Here is a 20,367-nt window from a genome sequence, read left to right as displayed (position 1 = left end):
ATTTTTTCTTGATATGTTGTCATCTGACAGTCTCCTTAATAAGAGGTTGTTAAAATTTGCTGGGTATGATTTTATTCCATATTTTCGTACCCAACAACTCCAAACTGTCAGATCAAGTCTTTACTTTTACATATAAGATCAATTAAACAAGCTTATAGTCGTTCTAAGCAATTTTTTGATTCCTTAATCATAAAATTGTTTAAGTTACACTTTGTGCAACCAACCTAACCTTTTTGTCCAGTAGTGTGATTTTTTGGTATCCAAAATCTGCACACTGGTCGTTTAACAATTTCTAAATCTATGTTATACTTTTCCTTAATGAGACCCTTTAAATCTTTAGACTGATACCCCATATCAGCCCACATTTGTTTAATAGTAGTGTACTCTTTTTGCATGTTACTGAGTAGCACTGTAGCTCCGTATCGATCATTCTCATTCGCAGAACCGACATAACAACCTAACACAAAGCCTTGTGTATCGGTAATAATATGCCTCCTGACTTCCGCAGATTTTTTGATATTAGTTGTTATAAGTGGCATTAGTAAGGAGGTGAAGTGGTACTCTCGTTCTGTTGTGCCTAGTAGATATTTTATTATTGACTTTAACTGCGATGTTGTTTATTATTTAATTAATTGAATATAGCCCCATATTTTATAGCCCTAATATGTACATACGTCGTAAAAAAACTCCTAATAGTCCAAGGCAATCTATTCAAATAGTGGAAGGTTATCGTGATAGTAAAGGTAACGTCAAACAGCGTATAGTACGTCATTTAGGAGTCTTCATAGATGAAGTAGAAGAAGCTAAATTAGTTGCCCTAGCACAAGATTTGATTGCCAAGATTAAAGCTGAGAGAGAAGCTGCAATTGGGCAGAGGAATTTGTTTACTGATGATACTAACGAGGTTAAAAGAGGTCGTCCAACTAACAAGTTGTTAAAAGATATTCTACCTGTTAACGAAGTAAAACTAAATGAGGTTGTAGAAGTCAAGCGAGTTGTTGAAGGAGTGCATCAAATAGGGGGGCATGTTTATGATCAAATGCATTTTAACCAGTTACTAGCAAGGAAACGTGACGCTGGGATGCTGAAGGATTTAGTGTTAGCCCGTATGGTAAGACCAAATAGTAAAAAAGGGATAGTTGAGTATTTAAGCGATCAATTTGACAGGCATCATGATCTAGATGCTACTTATCGGATGATGGACAAATTACATGAGCAAATACCTAAAATTAAAGAATTATGCTTTAAAAACACCCTAACCCTGATTCCTAATAAAGAGATTAGCCTAGTATTTTTTGATGTCACTACACTATACTTTGAATCAGTAGAAATAGATGAGCTAAGAGCCTTTGGCTATAGTAAAGATCATCGCTTTAATACTACCCAACTAGTTCTTGCCCTAGCAACTAATGAGGATGGATTACCACTTGGCTATGAGCTGTTTAGTGGTAATACCGCAGAAGTTAGCACCTTAATTAAATCAATTAACAGCTGGCAAGCGTATCTTAAAGTTAAAGATGTCTGTTTTATTGCTGATCGTGCAATGTTTAGTAAAGCTAACTTGCAAGCTCTCGATGAAGGTGGTTATCGTTATATTGTGGCAGCAAAGCTTAAAACACTCAAGAAAGAAAAGAAAGAAGAAATATTATCAGAGGAAAACTATAAGCCTACTGTTATAGGCAATGATCTTACTTGGATTGCCGATCTAGAGCATGATGGTAAACGTCTAATTACCAGTTATAAATCTAAAAGGGCTATTAATGATGCACAGGAGCGACAAAAAATTTTAGATAAAATTAATAAGACTATTGGTGAGTCTGGTAGTACTAAAAAACTTATATCTAATAGTGGAGTAAAAAAATATACTTCTAGTGAAAATGGCAAGAGCTATATTGACGCAGAGAAGATAGAGCAGGATGCGTTGTGGGATGGCATACATGGGGTAATCACCAATGACCAAACTATAACTCCACATGAAGCAATAGCAAAATATGCTAGATTATGGGTAATTGAAGAGCAATTTAGAATCAATAAACATAATTTACAAATGCGTCCAATTTTTCACTGGACTAAACAAAGGATAGAAGCACACATAGCTGTGTGTTATATGAGTTTTGCAGTGCTTAAAACTATAGAATACAAGGTTGCTCTGACCCAAAAGATCAGTGTAACTAACATCGTTGAATTATTAATATCAGTACAGGCTTCAATCTTAAGACATACAAAGACTGGTGATCTTTATAGACTACCAAGTGCAATAAAAAACGAAGCTAGAAAAATCTATAAAACCTTTAACATCAAGCGTTCAGACCATGCTGAAATATATTTAAAATAACAAAATAATGTTGTGCCTAAATTTTAAAAATCCTAGCACTATGAGCCTTCTAAGCTTATGCCTTATTAAAAAATGCGGAAGTCGGGAACAATTTCTAAATCTATGTTATACTTTTCCTTAATGAGACCCTTTAAATCTTTAGACTGATACCCCATATCAGCCCACATTTGTTTAATAGTAGTGTACTCTTTTTGCATGTTACTGAGTAGCACTGTAGCTCCGTATCGATCATTCTCATTCGCAGAACCGACATAACAACCTAACACAAAGCCTTGTGTATCGGTAATAATATGCCTCTTTCTGCCCTTAATTTTCTTAGCTCCATCATAACCTTTAGCTCCACTTTTTCTGTTGTCTTACAGACTGACTATCTATTATGCAAGCACTAGGATAATCATTTCTACCTAATTTTCTTCTAACATCCTTGATAAGTTCATGGTTCATACGTTCAAATACACCTTGCTTCTTCCATCTTCTAAATTGTTCATATACTGTCTTCCAAATTGGAAAGTCATGCGGCATATATCTCCACTGACACCCAGTACGTAATACATAAAAAATTGCATTCAAAATCTCTCTTTTGCTATGTTTTAAAGGTCTACCTCCCTTTACATACGATACTTGAAACAACCCCTCTATCCTTAACCATTCTTCATCTGTTAAATCTGTTGGATAATTTTTTCTGCTCATTCTTTTATACTTCTTACTAATAATACTTTGTTCACTTCATCATACCTTAATTTTAGTTTGCGGACAAGCTCTTACACCTAAACATAGAGTATTTGGAAAAGTGCTATATCAAAGATTGGTTCAGCTAAACTACGTAAAGCACTATACTTTCCTGCTATAGTAGCTAAAAATCATAACCCTATATTTAAACAATTTACCCAAAAGCTATCTAGTAAGGGTAAACCTACTAAGGTTATTATTGTTGCTATTATGCGTAAATTATTACATATTGTCTTTGGAGTAATTAAAAATAATTCTATCTTTAATCCTATTTTAGTCCTTGGCTCTTAAGACAGTATCAGAAGCCTAGTATACACATGTGCATCAACTATTGATTGTGACTTTTAAATTACCCTATTGAACTTATATAAAATAATTATAGAAATATAAACGATTCAATGCTATAAGTGACTCATAATATAATCATGTTATGATTTGGAGAGGTGGCCGAGAGGCTGAAGGCGACGGTTTGCTAAACCGTTATACGGGTTAACCGTATCGAGGGTTCGAATCCCTCTCTCTCCGCCATTCGGTACAAGTTGTCGTTTTTTCAAAAATATCGAACGGGAAACGTAGGGAGGTCTCAAGTTTTTTGCCCCTTAGTTTGAGGTTCTGAAATACGAAATTTATCATTTTGCGTTTTTGGGGCATTTCAGAACCTTTAAAAGTTTCATAGGCTTCAGATGCTAGAGTTATTAGCGTTGTAGCGGTATCAGTAAATTTATCATCTGCTTCCTCATAAACTTTAATTAAACGAGCAATTTCATATTGGCGATCTTTTAATTGTTGTTTTTTTCTTTGAAATTCTTCTGTACTAAGTTCTCCATTGAGTCGCAAATCTATTAATGAATTTAATCTATTCTCATTTTCGGTATGTTCTTTCTTTAAAGCAGCTGTTGCTTGCCCATGCTCATCTTTCTTTAGCTCATTTGTGTTTTTTAAATAGGCTAGAGTCTCTTTTAGCATTTCTTGGTCTCTTATACCTATTCTTTTAAAAACCTCTTCTACCTGCTTTAAAACTTCATCTTCTCTTACATAAATCTTTTTGTTTGGATTCTTTGGATCCCATGTCCCTAAATAAGTCCATTCGTCCACTTTACCATCTGAATATGTTTTGCTGTGAGTTTCAGCTGTTACAACTTTACCAGTTACTGCACAGGTTATTAACCCTCTAAAAAGAAAATCCTTACCACCATATTTAAAAGGCTTCTTCTTCCACCCTAAACGTACATCTTTACATGCCATAAAAGTCTCTTTTGTTATAATTGCTTGGTAACCATGTGACCACATCTCTCCTTTTACTCTTATTTCACCGTAATAAAATGGTTGTTGGATCATTCGATGCACTACTGTTTTATTGACGTAGCAATTGTTTTTGCTTCTAAGACCAAGATCCTTAGCTTTTTCAGTCAAATAATTAAGAGTATACATTCCTGTTGCATATTCTTCAAAGAGTTTTTTTATGATAGAACCTCTTACAGGATCGAGAATTACTATACTGTTTCCTCTTTCATCTCGACTATTTAGGTAACCAAGAGGGGCTGGTCCTATCCACTCTCCTTTACGCAATTTATGATCTAGGCTTCTTTTAACGTTATCACTTAAACTATCAACGTAAGATTGTGCCATCAACACGTTCATTCCCCACATTAGCTTTGCATGAGACTGAGAATCTTTATCTATTATGTAACCTTCTGCTCTAAAATGTAATTCTATCTTACCAGCTTTTATTGGTTCTTCTAGTAATGAAATTTCTGAGATTCTTCTTTGTACTCGATCTACTTTATCAGCAACTATAGCAATTGTTTCTCTATGGCTTTTAGCAAATTTGATCATCTCTTTAAATTGTTTGCGATCACCTCTGCTTGAAGATTCGATAATTTCAAAAGTTTCGATAACTTCAAGATTTTTACGTTGGCAATATTCTACTAATCTATATTTTTGAGCTTCAATTGAATACCCTTCTTCTTGCTCCCTTGTTGAAACACGAACTAAAATTATTGATTTTGTTGCTTTGTCTGTCATATTTTCTCCTTTGATACAAGTATTATGCATTCAGAGATAGATTAAATACTGGATGAGTCAAGTTGAGTTTGCATTAAATTATCCAAGTAACCTCAGTATTAGAGCCAAGTGTCACATTTTTTTAGCATTAATAATTTTTGGTTATTGTAAAAATAATTGTTTTAACTCGTAGCGGGAGTAACTTTATGAAGTGCTTTATCATAGATACCCCTATTTAGCTATTTTAAGCCTCGCACAACGCATTTTAGTATTCTTGCGTATTTTTTGGAGTACTTTTAATTATTACTCTCCAAGTCTAAATATGGGCTTTTTTTATATGGGTTTGCTTTAAAATAATAGATAAGTTAAAAACTTAACCGAATACCACTGTTTACATCGATCCCCTTATTAATATTCTGTATCAGATATGATACAGATGAATATTTTTAAAATTATACCCTCAGTTTTTTGTTGTGGCTTTCTAGAGTCTCAATTAACAGCTCTTCTACTTGATAACTAATATTTTCATTGTCAAAATCTGTGAAATCTATTATTATTTTGCTTGTAATTTTATTATTAGACTCTAGAAGTCCTACCAGTGTTATTGCTCCATTGTCAGTAATATTGTTATAGCTAAGGTCTATTTGGCTGATGGTTCTATTAGTTTCCAAAGCTTTAACAAGCTGGACAATCCCAACATCACCAATATCATTATTACTAAGAGATACTTTATTTATAGTGTTATTATTTTTTAGAAATCTTGCTAGTATGATTGCTCCTTTATCAGTAATATTATTGCTACTAATATCCACTTGCTTTACAATTTCATTATTTGTTAGAACTCCTGCCAGTATATCCGCCCCTTCATCACCAATATCATTGCCTATAAGACTTATTTGCTTTATGGTTTTATTATTTTCTAGAAATTCATCTAGTATGATTAGCCCTTGAACCCCAATGTTGTTATATTCAATATCTATATTCATCAAACTATGATTATTCTCTAACAGTTCGATAAGCAGACTTAGTCCCTTAAGGTCAATATCGTTGTCGCAAAGACGTATTGCGGTTATAAGCTTATTATGTTCTAAAATTTTGCCAACTATTTCAATTCCTTCTAAACCTATACGAATGTCGATAAGTTCTATATAAGTTATATTATTGCTCTGCAAAACTTCTCTAAGTATTTGTGCAGCAATGTTAGTGATATTATTTATTTTTTCATTTGTTGAATCATTTTGTTGTTGATCTTTGATATTGCTCGTCATACAATCGACCCCTGTTTTTTGTGTTTGAAAAATAGACACTGAGGTTAGATTTAAAAATTTGATGATTGTTGCTTCTAACCTCGGTGCTTAACACCACCCCACGTAGTGTTATCTTCACACATATCCTCATTAATCCTAGAAGTACAGCGGTTTTTTCCACTATTAGTGATTTTTTTGTAAAATTTATTATAGCAGTGTTGAACTAGAGACAGTGACTAAAATTGTTAAATTCTTCTACCGTACTAGTTGTGCTAGATACCTCACTATCTTGCTTACGACCATCTGCTAAAATAGTTAAATTTTGGACAGGATTTTCCTTAACATTTTCTGTTGCTAAATCTTCTGCTACTAATTGTTTACTTATCTCTCTTACATGCCGCAACTGCATTTTGTCCTTTGCTTTTTCGTACTTCTGATTTATTACAGTGATATATTGCCATTGCTATTACCGCTATAAGCTGTAAGTTTTTGGGTAATAGCAATCACCAATAAAAAAACTGAATCTTTGAGCACAGGCAAACTAGGTTTACCTAGTTTGCCCAAGTGCGGGTAGAGGGATTCCAAAAGCAAATGCTAAAACCTAACTTGTAACTACCTAGTTTATTTTATTGGTAAGCTTCATATAGGCAGCAGAATGCTCCTTAAGTGGGTTGTTTAGGTAGGATAGGTGGGTGAAGAAAAGAGAGGTAAAAAGAAAATGGTTTATCTAAAAAATAGCTATAGGTAGAAAATATGAGTTAGGTGTAAAAAAAGAACGGTATAAATCTAAACAAAATTTGAAAAGGTATAAATTACAAATATACTGGAAATACTTAATGATTTTGTAATAATATAAAACTGCTTTAAAGGCAGATTGAACTAGTAAAAGACTACTTTTGGTGGGTGATTTTTTATCTGAAATTTGCTAAGGTAAGTAAGATCGGTAATAAAACCAATAAATTTAGATTTCAGTTAGTCTTCAGGAAAATAACAATACAAGACTAACTGAAAAAGTAGTGGAATCTATATCTAGTTTATATTTATTCTATGTAGTTATAAGTCTCGGTTAATAACTCTAATAGTTTATGATAATTAGAATTCATATCATATTTTTCGTGGTCATAAAAACTTAACATTATTTTGCTGACAATCTTTTTATTCTTTAAACTTTTTACAAGCTCCTCTGCCTCATTATGATACAACAAAGTGCCATTAAGCGTTATTTCGGTTAGAGTCCTATTAAGTTCTAAAGCTTTACAAAGTTTAAAACCCCCATTAGGACCAATATGATTATTATCGAGATGTATTCGCTTGAGAGTCCTATTATTTGCTAAAAATTTGGCTAGTATGTCTGCTCCTTGATCGTTAATATCATTATGTGCAAGGTTCATTTCGTCCAAAGTATTATTAATCTTTAACGCTGGGACAAGGTGACTTACTCCTTCACAGCTAATATTGTTGTTGCTTAAATCTATTTTGGTTACTATATTGTTGTTTTGCAAAAACTTCGCAACTATCTTTGCTCCTTCATCGTCAATGTTACTATTACGAAGATTTAAGTAGGTTACCGTTTCACTATTTTTTAAAGCTTCGTTAAGCAGTTTGATACTACTACCAATATCATGGTTGCTAAGATTTAGATAGGTCAATTTTTCATCAGCTTGTAGTTTTTTCTTAGCTTGTTCTAGTTCAAGAGAAATATCACTTGTTAATTTATTTTGTTTATTATTTTGTTGTTGATTTTTTACATTGGTCGACATAGAATTAACTCCTGTTTTTTGACTATAAAAAATAGACACTGAGGTTAGATTTAAAAATTTTGCGATTCTTTGCTTCTAACCTCGGTGCTTGAACACCACACCACGTGGGTCACTACTAATATATTACCCTCATCAGTAATAGAGTCCAGAGAAGTTTTAGCACCTAGAGTATTTTTTTTTGAAATTCGATAGATCAGCGGTAAAACGGAGACAGTGGCTGAAATTATTGTTATAGTTAGGAGAAAAATAGTTATAATAAAACTTAATTAACTTTTCTGTAATAAAATTTAATACTTTTTTCCTTATGATGAATGTGATTTAGTTCTTGTTCAAGATGTAGTTTTTCTGCTTGTTGTTTTGTCTTATTGCAATAATCCAAAGCTTTGTTAAAATCTCCATGGCTAAAATAAGCATCAGAATAAGTTAAATAAAAAAATATTTTTGTGCTATCATCAGCTATTTTCTCAATTAAACTAGTATATTTATTAAACTCTACTATTACTTTATCAGCTTGGTTTGTTAAAATAAGTAGATTCCCATATACTATTATTGATCGCAAAAAGCCTTTAGTATTATGAGTTTCATTAAACAGAGCTATTGCTTCTTGAATTGATTTAATGGAAATCTCTATTTCTAGTTTATTTCTATTAATCTTAGTTGTTGTTTTATTTTTGACTAAACCAAGAGTAGCCTTATTAAACAATAAGTTTGCCTTTAAAATTTTTAGATCATTATCCTTTATTGACTTACTTACTTTTATATTATTATATATGTTAATTGCTACATTTATTTTTTCTTCAGCCTTTTTATAGTTACCCATTTTACAAAAATATGCTGAATATAAATATAGAATTTTACATTTTAATATTTCTAAACCGTCAGTTTTCTGCAAATATCTATTGACCTCATCAAGAATCTTTAGAAATTCTTGATATTTTTCTTGATGAAAATAGACAGAAGAAGTCATTAAATCCATTGCCGCAAGATTTTTATTATAGTTATCCTTAAATTTACTTTTAAATTGTTGGTTAGTTTCAATAAGTTGTTGAAAGGAATTAGTAAGTTTAAATTCATGTTCATTATCTATAAAAAACTGCAATAATGATTCAAACCATCTTAAATTTAATGTAGAACAAATATTATTTTTACTGTCTAGGGTTTGCTGGAGTTGGTGACGTAACACTGCCTGCACTAAGCGATGAATAGCAATATGATCATTATCATTACAATTGATCATGGAATATTGCCACAATAAAGCAATGTGCTTATTTAACGTTAATTGTGGCGATGATAAATGAGGATAAGCTGATTGAAGCCATGTGAGTAATAGTTTTCGAGAGATTTTATCGGGTGCTAGGTAAGCACATACTGTTAAAAGTTCAATAGCTATTGGCGGTTCATTATTAATCTTAGCCTCTCTAACAATTGCTTCTAAACTAATGTTCCATGTTATGGCAACAGGATGGTTATCTGTACCTTCCGGCAAAATATTGCTTGCTAGTAATTCTGCTTCATGACTCTTGTAAAGATCTAAATATTCTAGGATAGTTATATGGTTTTGCCTAATATAAGCACCAGCTTGTACTAGTGCTAATGGTAAGTATCCTAAAATTTCTACTAATTTTTTTATTTCATTTTGTTCTTTGGCTGTATCTTGCTGTATTAAGGACCTTATTGTTTTTACAGCTTCCTGTTCTGTCATAACATCAATAGGCAATATTGAAAAATTTGTTGGCCAATGACGTTGACGAGTTGTTAAAATAACATATCCGCCAGCTTTTGGTAAAAATGCTTCAATTTCACGATAGTTGTTGACATTGTCATAAACTAAAAGCCATCCAGGATTGTCAACTAGCCATTGTTTAACATAAGCAATAATGCTTTCTTTGGTATAGTTGACTTCTGCGTATCCTAATAATTTGGCAAACTCAACATACTTGTTATATAAATGATCAACATTTTCAGCAGGAAACCAAACTTTAAGCGTATAAGGATGTTTTGTATGAGTGATATATTGCAAGGCTAATTGTGTCTTGCCGATTCCTCCAAGCCCAGCACAGGCACTAATTGCTAAACTACTGATTGTTTGTGGTGTATGATGGTGATGTAATTTATTATATAAATCATCCAATAAATTTTTTCTGCCGATAAAAATATGATCTTGTCTAGGTATATTCCAAGTTGTCAGGTTTTTAGTAGATATTATTGACTTTTGTGCTGTAAGAAATAGCGATTCTTCTCCTTGACTACTAATAGTTTTATTAACATTTGCTTTAGGTTCAAGTGTAAAAAAGCAAAGACAAAACATTACCAAAGCAATTATGCTAATTACACTGAATATTAATATATAAATATTTTTTGTGTTACCTTGTACATCTCTATTTACCGGAGGAGGTATAGGATAAATTGAACTAGAGTTTTCTATTATATTACTATATCTTTCCTTAAACTTACGGATAATATTCTCGATATTTGTATTAGGGAAAAGTCTTGTGATGATTTCAAGAAACAAAAAATGATATTGTTTGTATTGTGAGGGATTAATATATTCAAAATTAGTTTGACTCGTTTGTTGAGATAATATTTTTATACATTGTTCTTCTTTTTCTAAAAGGAAGAACACTTTAGATATCTCTTTATCATCATCTACAATGATAGAACTATGTCCCTCTTGGTCGGGTATATTAGCTTCATTTAAAGCTAGAACATAGATTGTGCATTGTTTTAATTGTATGCCTGTAGAACTGATCTCCTTATGCTTTAAGCATACTACTATAGGAGTAGTATTAGGATTCTCTTGAAACTCTATAGAAACTGTTATGCCTATAAGTCGTAAATCAATACATAGTTTATTGACCAGCAAGTTTAAGTTATCCTTTCCTAACCTTGGTAAAACAATGAGAAAGGACAACTTATCAGATTTTGTTAATATTAAAATTTCCTGTAGAATTTTATTAAATTCTTGTTGGATTAATAAGCTCAAATAATAACGGTGTATTAGTTTGTATTTATCAGATTTCTCTATAAAACTTATAATCCCTTCTCGGGAATTTGCTGCTATTTTTCGTTTGATATTAAGAATATGACTTTCAATAGTCTTGGTTTCAAGCGATTTATCTTTAGTTGATAGAAAATTAGCTATTCCTTTCGCATTTTTCCCATGCATAATAGATGCTATTATATCTATTTCCCTTGGTGTGAATCTTATACCATCAATAATCAACAAATATTTTTTATAAATCTCTTGTGGACACAGTATCTCTTTGTCTTCCATAAAATCTAATTTATTTTAACTATTATTATCCTACAAGGTTAAAAATTTCTAATTTAAGATTATAGGTATCTGTTTTAAATGCAAAGATAAATAGAAAGATTTTTAAAATTATCTCTAAGTATTTTTTACTTACGTACAGTACCTACTGATTTTGTGAGCATTGATACTAATAATTTTCTAATTTAATGTTTTTGAAAATGGACAAAATTAAAGCTGTCTATTCAAACTTATAGAGAACTAATGCTTTGAAAAAATCACACTTTTTTAACAAGTGTAATAATTTTAATTATCATTTTAAAGGTATAGAACATGAAATCACAGGAATATAAAGAACTAGAGGATTTTAAAACACCAATTTTAAGAAGTAGAGCAAACTCCTTAGAATTACAAAGTCAGGACAAATTAGTAGTAAAAATAGAATCGCTGGATGGTAAAAATTATAGTGAGAAAGCATTAATAGACTTTGTAGAACATGGCAAAAAGGTAATGGATGAGTTTGCAAAGACTGATCATCATCTTATTAAAAAAGATAGCGAAGTATTAATAGTGGGTACTAGTGGTGTAGGAAAAAGCACATTAATAAATTATTTAAATGGTAGTGAATTAGTAGGAGAATATATAGATGGTAAACTAAAAATAAAATTAATAAGCAACAGCTTGCCGGGAAGATTTAATATAGGTCATAGTACTAATATATCGGAAACTTTGTATCCGGAAGTATATTCTCCAGATGGTGCTAATTATAGTTTTGTCGATTGTCCTGGTTTTGGTGATAGCAGGGGAGCAGCTATCGATATTGCAAATTTATTTTTTCGTAAATATGTAACAGAGGGGGTATCAAATATAAAAATATTATTAGTTTGTTCTTATAGTGATTTAACTGATCCTACGGGCAGAGGTGTGAATTTTCTTAAGAGCTATAAGGCTTTAGGTAATTTTTATGGAGCATTCAAAAATCAAACAGCACTAGCGGAATTAAGTAAATCTATAGGGATAGTAGTAACTCAAGTTACAGATGAACTAACTGATAGGATAAAAAAGCTTGAAAAAGATATTTTAAAAAATAAAAAATTAATAAAAATTTCAAATTCAGAAGATGATATACAGGACTGTTTGAAAGAATTGCAAGAATACAACAGAGACCTAGAATCATTAAAAGAAAAGCAAACTAGTCAATCATCAGAAATTCTTGTGAAATCAAAATTAGAGGAATTTATTAAATCTAAGTCTGAAGGATTATCTAAAAACGAAGTACAAGTCTTAGAGTATATTATTAAGAATAATATATTTGCTACTTTTAAATCTCCAAACAAAGAAGGTCCTATAGATGTTGATCAGAAATATAATATTTTGAACCTTATTAACAATAAACTAGAATTTATGTCTCATGAGACTGCCAATATAAAAATTGTGGTGTCTAAGGAACATAGTGGTCAGTTAGGGGATTATATTAATCATGTGCAACAAAAACTGTATGAAAAATTATCGGATGAAATCAAGAAAGGGATAGATAAATCTATAAGTAAAACACTAAAGGAAACTCATAATGTAGATGAGATAAAAAAAATTCAGGAATCTTTAGAGGAAATTTCTAGAATGGGTACTACTCCAACAAGTTTAACAAAATTTTTAGAGGTAATAGATGATGATATTTTGAGTCCAAAGACTAAAGAGCAATGTGAAAGTACTAATAAAGTGATTGATACTTTTAATGCTCTTATGGAAGAAAGTAAAAATGAGAGTTTTAGTTCAACACAAAAGTATATAGAAAAACTACCTGAATTAGGTGCATATTTAGCTAAGTCCTTAAAGGAATTACCTCAATTATCTAAAAAGGTGGAATCTGTTTTTGAAAGTGGAACAATTACTTGTAAAGGACATTTTATAGAGATGTCCTCTATAAAGGCTAAGATTGAAGCAGATAAAAGCATAACAGTAGAAAATTTAAAATCGATAAAAGTTTATTGCTTAAATAGTTTTATTTTAGATGATGACCTGACTTCAGAGAAACTCCAATCATCTAATTTTGCTATTGTAGCTCCTAAATGGATTGTGACTAAAAGTCATGTAACAATTAATATAAGTGGTGCAAGCCAAAAATCCTACCCTAATGATGTAGAAAAAGCTTCTAATGGTTCAAATGATGGAGACTGTGGTGAGAATGGTCTGAAAGGTTTAACTGGTTTAGCTGGAGGAAGTTTTTTGGGTTTAGCACAAGAATTTTACCAAATTGAGACTCTACAGATAATATCTAATGGTGGCAAGGGAGGAAATGGTCAAAAAGGCGGAGATGGAGCAGAAGGAACAAAGGGAGTAAATGCAGTGCTGGATAATGTACAAAAGGCGGATCATTCATTTGATTTACCAGCAGGTAAAGGAAAAAATACATATTACCTTAAAAGTGGTGCTGTAGGTGGAAAAGGTGGAGATGCAGGTCTTGGAGGGGAAGGAGGAGATGGTGGCATAGGAGGTAAAGTTAATATTTTTGATTTTCAAGGGGAAAATATAGTTATAAACAAAGAAATAAAAGAAGGGGCAAGAGGTGATATTGGTTCTGATGGGCGAGCAGGAATGGGAGGATATTATGGTGATACCGCAGTAAAAGTATTTTATAGTTTTGTACAAAATTTAACACAAATTTCATTAATAAGTTGTGGCCATAAAAGTAGTTATATGATGGCTAGTGAAAAAAGAGCAGAAAATGGTGGTATTAGAGAAAAAGGAGAAATTAAAGAAACTGTAGAAAAAACAAGAGAAAAACTTTCTTTGGATATAGAGGAAATTATTAACGAGTATGTTTCTTTTGAAAAAAATGTTCAGGAAAGCTTTGAAACTTTGAGATTGCCATTTTTTGGTAAAGTAAATTGTGAATTAGTAGGAAGTATATCACCTATTTATGGTGAAGATATTATGTAATCACAATTAACTATAAAGTATCCATAATAAGGGAAAAGGCAATTTATGTATCATATTGAGATCAATATTAATTATAGCAAACTTGTGAGCAAACCACCATGAGAGCATCTATAAATTTTTTATTTTTGGTCTGACATAAGGGGTATATGATAATTAACTATTTACTTTATTACCCTTTTTGTCAGCTGCTGAGATTTAGATAATATTATTATAACAATTTATTGTAGGGTAGGGTGATATGAGTTATGAATTATGTAAGGCTGCACAGCAGGGGAGAATTGAGAACGTAAAGTTACTACTGAGTCAGGGACATTATATTAATGAACAAGACGACAATATTAGGGCTACTCCTTTACATTATGCAGCATATCATGGATATGTTAAAATAGTAAAGTTACTACTAGATACAGGGGCTGAGCTTAATATTCCAAATCGTTATGGTAGGACCCCTTTACATGATGCAGCAGAAAAAGGTTATGTAGATATAGTAGAGTTACTACTGAATAAGGGGGCTAAGATTAATGCACAAGACAATGATTGTAATACTCCTTTACATTGGGCAGCATCTTTTGTACGTGTTAACATAGTAGAGTTACTACTGGATAAAGGGGCTGATCTTAATATTCCAAATCGTTATGGTAGAACTCCTTTACATGATGCGGAAAAGAATGGCAAGACTAACATAGTAGAATTACTCCGGAAAGCAAAAGAGGAAAGAGACCGGCAAGAGAAAAGAGAAGCAGAAAAAGCTCAAAGGGAATATCAAGAAAGAATAGAATTAGCAAGAATTAACGCAGAAAAAGAAAAAGCCCAAAGAGAGTATAACGAAAGAATAGAATTAGCAAGAATTAACGCAGAAAAAGAAAAAGCCCAAAGAGAGTATAACGAAAGAATAGAATTAGCAAGAATTAACGCAGAAAAAGAAAAAGCCCAAAGAGAGTATAACGAAAGAATAGAATTAGCAAGAATTAACACAGAAAAAGAAAAAGCCCAAAGAGAGTATAACGAAAGAATAGAATTAGCAAAAATTCAAGCAGCAAAAGAAAAAGAACAGCAACAATTTATAGAAAAAGGAGATAAGTTTCTCAGAGAAAATCAACATGATAATGCCATAGCACAATATATAGCAGCAAAAAAAGTAATGAATAATGGTATTTGTGATAATTATATTGTTCATGCTCAAGAACAAAAAAGAGACTATCAGTTACGGCAGCAAGAAGAATCAAAGAATAAAGCAGCTCAGGAAGCAAATATTCTTTATAAGAAAGGTATAGAGTTAGAAAGGTCACTTAATTTTGATGAAGCAGAAAAAAAATATCAAGATGCTAATAGAAAATGTCCTTCAAAAGATTATGAGGATAAGATTAGTGAAGCTCTAAAACGCAAGAAAAATTTTGAAGAAAGTGAAAAATTATATAATGAGTCTATTGTAGAACAAAAAAAAGAAAATTACGACAAAGCTTTTGATCTTGTACAAAAAGCTCAGGGCTTCTTTCCTTCAGAAAAAATAAGTACTTTACTTACTAATCTTTCTCAAAGAATAACTACTGAGGACAATTTTAAAAAATTCATGGATGTTGGTAAGAAGAGTTATGATGAAGGCAAGTATGAAAGTTCTCTTATAGAATACCAAAAGGCATTAAAAATAAAACCATATGATCAGCTTTGTAAGTTTGGAGTCTATAGAGTACAGGCTTATATCCATGAATCAAAAGACAACCCTGCAGCTGCAATAAAAGATTTCGAGACTGCTCTGAAATTACAACCACATGATACTAATTGTAGTATAAAGATAAGCAAATTATTAATTAAGTCAAATGAGTTTGAGAAGGCATTAAGTTATTTAGAACCATTAAGATTACAAAATCAGGAAATAGATCAGTTAAAATGCAAACTTTATACAGAGAAAGGCATTAAATCTTATAACAATGAGAATTATAAGGAAGCTGATTTTTTCTTTCAAAAAGCACTTGAATACAGTGAAGGTAATAATAGTAATAGGGAGGTAGTATTAATTAATTTAGCTTGGTGTTGTTTAGGTAAAAAAGAATTCGATAAATCAATCTCACATTTAGAAGCGGCACAAAAACTTAATCCTCAAGACGAGAATATTAAAGATATTATGTCATTAGCTTATAATAGAAGAGGAGAAGAATATTTAGAACAAGGAAACAATGATGGTGCAGAAAAAAGTTTCCAGAACGCAACAAAGTTATTAAAAGATAATATATATCAAAATAATTTATGTACAGCTTATCTAAATCAAAAATCATATGAAGAAGCATTAGAAGCGGCACAAAACATTGATGGTAAGGGGATAGAGTATGAGAGATCTATATCTACTCGTACAAATATACTTGAAATGTTAACACAAGATTTTCATGTAACAAAAGAAGAGAAAAAAGAATACCATGCTCAACTAACTAAACTACATACCAAAAGCGGTAAATATTTTCATCAATATGCGAAGTTTTTAGTTGATAATAATTATGAAGCAAGCATCTATTCACCTGTAATCAAGCAAGGTCTCTATGTAGATCCTAATAATACTGATCTTATTGGATTAGCGACAGATCAAGGTATGGATCTTTAATGTTACAATTTGTTACAAAAAAGAAAACAATATGAGGTAAATTATGACTTTTGAAATAATTGCAAAAAAAAATAGTGCTTGGGCTGGTATTGAAGGGGCTGGTGGTTCTAATCATAAAGGCAAGGCTCATTGGAGACACTATGAAAATCCTAGTGATATAAGGTCTAGAATTAATTGGGATTATGGAGTTTATGATCATAAAAAAGGAACAGATGAAGATGGGGTATTTAACCTAGAGTGGTTAGAAGAACCCACACCAGCTGCTAAGGCAGGAGCTATAGCAGGAGCTATAGCGGCTGGCTTAGCAGCTGGTGCAGTAGCAATTGCTTTGAGTTTTGGTGCAGCAATACCTCTAATTGTAGCAACTGCTACTGCAGTAGCAATTGGTCTTCTTGACATGAGAAAAAGAGAATTAAAGGTCATATTTATAACAGAATCATTGCATATGATTAATACGAATGAGGCGGAGAAAATCAAACAACTTAATAAAAGCAAAATTCAAGAAAAACTTTCTGAAATAGCCAATCTTTTGGATGATAAAAAGGTGGAAAGTTTTGATTTAGACAAAGCAATTAATGAATTAAAAAATCTATCTACGGAGAAAATCACTTTTGATGATGGACAAAAATTAGATTTAAAAGATATTTTCTCTAGGAAAAACAAAGCACAGTTTAAAAAATTACAAGAAGATCATGTAAAAAAATTAGAAGAATATACAACTATAATAACTAATAATTTTAATGAAGAATTAGAATCAATAAATAAAGTTAAAGTTGATTTAGAGAAGAATTTTAAAAAGTTAAGTGAGGATATGACAACTGATCATCAAACAAAAATGGATAGTTTTAATGATATTTTTGTTAAGCTTGATGAAAATGAAGAAATTATAGGAAAATTCCAAGAAGCTTTTAATGATATGAGAGAGAAGTATGATGAACTCATTACAAGAGAAGGGGACATGCAAGATTCTATAGAAGAGTTACAGAAAGAATTTCAAGAAAGATTTAATTCTACGAAAGACAAAATAACTGAATTAAATGAAAGAATTGCAGAAAAAATGGAAGAATTGTGTAATGAAATTGCCGCTTCAAGAGAGGCAATGGAAGAGCAGTTTAGCAATATTCAGGAAGCAAGAAATTCTAGATTCGAAATTAGTACAGCACAATTTAACAACCTAATAGAAAAATATTCTGAACATGCTAAAGGAATGGAAGAAAACTTTGCATTAGCGAAAGATAATAGGCAAGAAATTTACGAAAGTAATCATAAGATTACAGAACAATTAATTATTGATATCAAACAATATAGACAGGATTTTATAGAAAAGTGTGAATTCGCATCTAAGCAGAGACATGAACAAAATTCTAATCAAGTTAATATTATTAAAGAACTAAAAATTGCAAGTGAAGAATCCTTTGTGAAGGCGGTTAATGATTCAGAAAGAAAATCAAGAGAGATAGAGAGTAAAATTTTAGAAGCTAGCAAGGAAGCAGATGCAGCTTTTGAGAAAGCAGCAAAGGAAAGACAAGAGCAATCTGAAGCTCAGGAGAAGAAATTACAAATAATAGAAAATGATGTTTTGGAACAGAGAAGGGAAGCAAATGCAGCTTTTGAGAAAGCAGCAAAGGAAAGACAAGAGCAGTCTGAAGCTCAGGAGAAGAAATTACAAACAATAGAAAATGATGTTTTGGAACAGAGAAAGGAAGCAGATGCAGCTTTTGAGAAAGCAGCAAAGGAAAGACAAGAGCAATACAAGGAAGGAGAAGAGAAATTAACAGCAGTTTTAGAAGAAGTTTTAGAAGCAAGAAACGAAGTGGAACAAGGATTTTTAGAAGCGAAAGCTCAAAGGGAACAATTTTATGAAGAAAACAAGGGTTGCTTAGATAAGTTAGATGAGGGACAAAGAGAAATAAAAGAAAGATTAGATAAAGGTTTTGCGGAAGCAAAAGCAGATAGAGAAAGAATTTATGAAGAGACAAGTGCTAAAATACAAGAAGTTAATGAGAACGTAAATACAGCTAGAGAACAGATTAATGCAAACTTCAAGCAAGCAGAAGAACATAGAAGTGAGATTTACAATAAGACCTCAGCAGAGCTTAAGTCAGTTAATGAGAAGGTAAACACAGCTAGAGAGGAGATTAATGCAAATTTCAAACAAGTAGAAGAACATAGAAGTGAGATTTACAATAAGACCTCAGCAGAGCTTAAGTCAGTTAATGAGAAGGTAAACACAGCTAGAGAAGAGATTAATGCAAACTTTAAGCAAGCAGAAGATCATAGAAATGAGACTTTTGCAGAAGTAAATAAAAAACTAGAGGAATTGCAATCTACTATTGTGCAAAGAGATGCATGTATAAAGTTATTGCAATCAAGAAAGGAAAACTTTGACTCGCTTGAAGATCAGTTACAAAAGAATACTCATCCAAAAATTTTAGAAATTAAGAGCAAGCCAAAAGATGAGAACGGATTAGCTTTATTTAACATGTCTAAGGCAAAAACAGAAATAAGAGAGTTAATCGTTAAAATCAAAAATGTGGAATCCTTAGATCAAGCAGAAAAATTACTGAACCAAGCTCTCGAAATGAGTATTAAAGGTGCTTCACTACTTGGTAGTACATATCAACTAGAAATAGCTGATCCATTAAGAGTCAAAGAGTTGCTTGGTTTAAAGAATAAATTAGATTTTGATAAACATGTTGAAAAAACTTTGCAGAGTATTAATAGCAACTCTTCGGATATATTATCTTTCATCCTCAATCAGGTAGTAGTAGCGGAGGAGCATCGTAATGAATTAAATGATCTACTAGAAAATAAACCAAAAGAGTTAAAGAAGATGATAGAAGTCATGATGTCAGAAAACTCTGAGTTGCAAAAGTTAATTGCTACTTCAGAAATAGATAGAGAAGAGCTTAAAACAGAAATACAAGAGATATTTAAATCATTTTCTGCAAATGAAGGAAATACATACTTAGAGAATATACAAACAAAAATAATGGGAGAGCTGTTACATGAGAGTTCCTAATAATATAGATAGGTTTGGATTAGAAAAAGTAATGAAGGAAATTTTATTAATTAAGAAGATAGCAGATGATACGTTGGAAATTATTTCTAAGCAAAGGATTAAAGTTTATGAGGAAACAGAAGAAGAAATTAGAAAGACGATGCAAAAGGTTTTTCATTTAAGAGCTGAGGCAGAAAAAAAGTTAGAAAATTTAATATGTGAGAGTAATAGCTATTTAGATAATAATAATATGCTAAAGAGGAAAATTTTAAATAAAAAAATTAAGGATAGCTTATTAGAAAATAAAGAAATTTATTTAGAAACACAAAATGTATTAGATAAAGTTAACAATAATATAGAGAGAGAAAGAGCTTTTTTGAATGCAAAATTTGAAGAAGCATTAGAATATAAAAATAAGGTTTATAAGGAAATATTGGAAAAAGCTAAAGGAGTAAATAGTACATTATATCAGTTTGTAAAAGAAGAGTTAGAGTTTAATTGTTAAATT

11 protein-coding genes, 1 tRNA gene and 2 pseudogenes are annotated in these 20,367 nt (G+C 31.4%); 7 read left to right on the top strand and 7 right to left on the bottom strand.

Annotated elements, in window-relative coordinates:
- Positions 1-248: 248 nt before the first annotated feature.
- Positions 249-497, bottom strand: a pseudogene (locus tag AAGD45_RS06350) (transposase); the annotation flags it as partial.
- Positions 498-664: 167 nt separating this feature from the next.
- Here AAGD45_RS06350 and AAGD45_RS06345 point away from each other — a divergent pair.
- On the top strand, positions 665-2,335 hold the full coding sequence (locus AAGD45_RS06345) for an IS1634 family transposase (protein WP_341760830.1): 1,671 nt from the start codon (positions 665-667) through the stop codon (positions 2,333-2,335).
- A gap of 86 nt (positions 2,336-2,421) precedes the next feature.
- Here the strand turns inward: AAGD45_RS06345 and AAGD45_RS06340 are convergent.
- A pseudogene (locus tag AAGD45_RS06340) lies at positions 2,422-3,025 on the bottom strand (IS5 family transposase); the annotation flags it as partial.
- Between the two features lie 90 nt (positions 3,026-3,115).
- On the opposite strand from AAGD45_RS06340, the gene AAGD45_RS08755 reads away from it, so the two are divergent.
- Together AAGD45_RS08755 and AAGD45_RS06335 are read left to right on the top strand one after the other, a co-directional pair.
- Positions 3,116-3,355 carry a transposase gene (locus tag AAGD45_RS08755; RefSeq protein WP_375331516.1) on the top strand — a complete coding sequence of 80 codons (240 nt, stop codon included), beginning with the start codon at positions 3,116-3,118 and terminating at the stop codon, positions 3,353-3,355.
- A 146-nt stretch (positions 3,356-3,501) separates the two neighbouring features.
- Positions 3,502-3,592, top strand: a tRNA-Ser gene (locus AAGD45_RS06335).
- Here AAGD45_RS06335 and AAGD45_RS06330 read toward each other — a convergent pair.
- The 5 genes from AAGD45_RS06330 to AAGD45_RS06310 all read right to left on the bottom strand — a co-directional run bounded on the left by AAGD45_RS06330 (position 3,554) and on the right by AAGD45_RS06310 (position 11,349).
- Entirely contained in the window at positions 3,554-5,089 is a 1,536-nt protein-coding gene (locus tag AAGD45_RS06330; protein ID WP_341761089.1) for a recombinase family protein, read from the bottom strand. The genes AAGD45_RS06335 and AAGD45_RS06330 overlap by 39 nt on opposite strands.
- Before the next feature lie 431 nt (positions 5,090-5,520).
- Positions 5,521-6,336: a hypothetical protein gene (locus AAGD45_RS06325; RefSeq protein WP_341761088.1), complete on the bottom strand. Its 816-nt coding sequence runs from the start codon at positions 6,334-6,336 to the stop codon at positions 5,521-5,523.
- A gap of 202 nt (positions 6,337-6,538) precedes the next feature.
- On the bottom strand, positions 6,539-6,724 hold the full coding sequence (locus AAGD45_RS06320; RefSeq protein ID WP_341761087.1) for a hypothetical protein: 186 nt from the start codon (positions 6,722-6,724) through the stop codon (positions 6,539-6,541).
- A 631-nt stretch (positions 6,725-7,355) separates the two neighbouring features.
- Positions 7,356-8,075 (bottom strand): hypothetical protein, encoded by a 720-nt coding sequence (locus AAGD45_RS06315; RefSeq protein ID WP_341761086.1) that lies wholly within the window; start codon positions 8,073-8,075, stop codon positions 7,356-7,358.
- Positions 8,076-8,337: 262 nt separating this feature from the next.
- Positions 8,338-11,349 (bottom strand): LuxR C-terminal-related transcriptional regulator, encoded by a 3,012-nt coding sequence (locus tag AAGD45_RS06310; RefSeq protein ID WP_341761085.1) that lies wholly within the window; start codon positions 11,347-11,349, stop codon positions 8,338-8,340.
- 309 nt (positions 11,350-11,658) lie between these two features.
- Here AAGD45_RS06310 and AAGD45_RS06305 point away from each other — a divergent pair, with 309 nt between their 5' ends.
- The 4 genes from AAGD45_RS06305 (at position 11,659) to AAGD45_RS06290 (ending at position 20,364) form a co-directional block, all read left to right on the top strand.
- Positions 11,659-14,265, top strand: a complete 2,607-nt coding sequence (locus AAGD45_RS06305) for a hypothetical protein (protein ID WP_341761084.1) — start codon at positions 11,659-11,661, stop codon at positions 14,263-14,265.
- Positions 14,266-14,503: 238 nt separating this feature from the next.
- Entirely contained in the window at positions 14,504-16,858 is a 2,355-nt protein-coding gene (locus tag AAGD45_RS06300) for an ankyrin repeat domain-containing protein (protein WP_341761083.1), read from the top strand.
- A gap of 43 nt (positions 16,859-16,901) precedes the next feature.
- Complete coding sequence (locus AAGD45_RS06295) at positions 16,902-19,880, top strand: hypothetical protein (protein ID WP_341761082.1); 2,979 nt, start codon at positions 16,902-16,904, stop codon at positions 19,878-19,880.
- Complete coding sequence (locus tag AAGD45_RS06290) at positions 19,867-20,364, top strand: hypothetical protein (protein ID WP_341761081.1); 498 nt, start codon at positions 19,867-19,869, stop codon at positions 20,362-20,364. The genes AAGD45_RS06295 and AAGD45_RS06290 overlap by 14 nt, the downstream gene beginning before the upstream one ends.
- Positions 20,365-20,367: the final 3 nt, after the last annotated feature.

Origin of the sequence: Candidatus Tisiphia endosymbiont of Thecophora atra, from assembly GCF_964026395.1 — a bacterium.
GTDB lineage: Bacteria > Pseudomonadota > Alphaproteobacteria > Rickettsiales > Rickettsiaceae > Tisiphia.
This window is presented reverse-complemented; position numbering and strand designations above follow the sequence as displayed.

Bases quoted from the DNA above. Each gene is read 5' to 3' on its own strand.
- AAGD45_RS06345 (WP_341760830.1), top strand. From the start codon at position 665: ATGTACATACGTCGTAAAAAAACTCCTAATAGTCCAAGGCAATCTATT.
- AAGD45_RS06330 (WP_341761089.1), bottom strand. From the start codon at position 5,089: ATGACAGACAAAGCAACAAAATCAATAATTTTAGTTCGTGTTTCAACA.
- AAGD45_RS06325 (WP_341761088.1), bottom strand. From the start codon at position 6,336: ATGACGAGCAATATCAAAGATCAACAACAAAATGATTCAACAAATGAA.
- AAGD45_RS06320 (WP_341761087.1), bottom strand. From the start codon at position 6,724: ATGCAGTTGCGGCATGTAAGAGAGATAAGTAAACAATTAGTAGCAGAA.
- AAGD45_RS06315 (WP_341761086.1), bottom strand. From the start codon at position 8,075: ATGTCGACCAATGTAAAAAATCAACAACAAAATAATAAACAAAATAAA.
- AAGD45_RS06310 (WP_341761085.1), bottom strand. From the start codon at position 11,349: ATGGAAGACAAAGAGATACTGTGTCCACAAGAGATTTATAAAAAATAT.
- AAGD45_RS06305 (WP_341761084.1), top strand. From the start codon at position 11,659: ATGAAATCACAGGAATATAAAGAACTAGAGGATTTTAAAACACCAATT.
- AAGD45_RS06300 (WP_341761083.1), top strand. From the start codon at position 14,504: ATGAGTTATGAATTATGTAAGGCTGCACAGCAGGGGAGAATTGAGAAC.
- AAGD45_RS06295 (WP_341761082.1), top strand. From the start codon at position 16,902: ATGACTTTTGAAATAATTGCAAAAAAAAATAGTGCTTGGGCTGGTATT.
- AAGD45_RS06290 (WP_341761081.1), top strand. From the start codon at position 19,867: ATGAGAGTTCCTAATAATATAGATAGGTTTGGATTAGAAAAAGTAATG.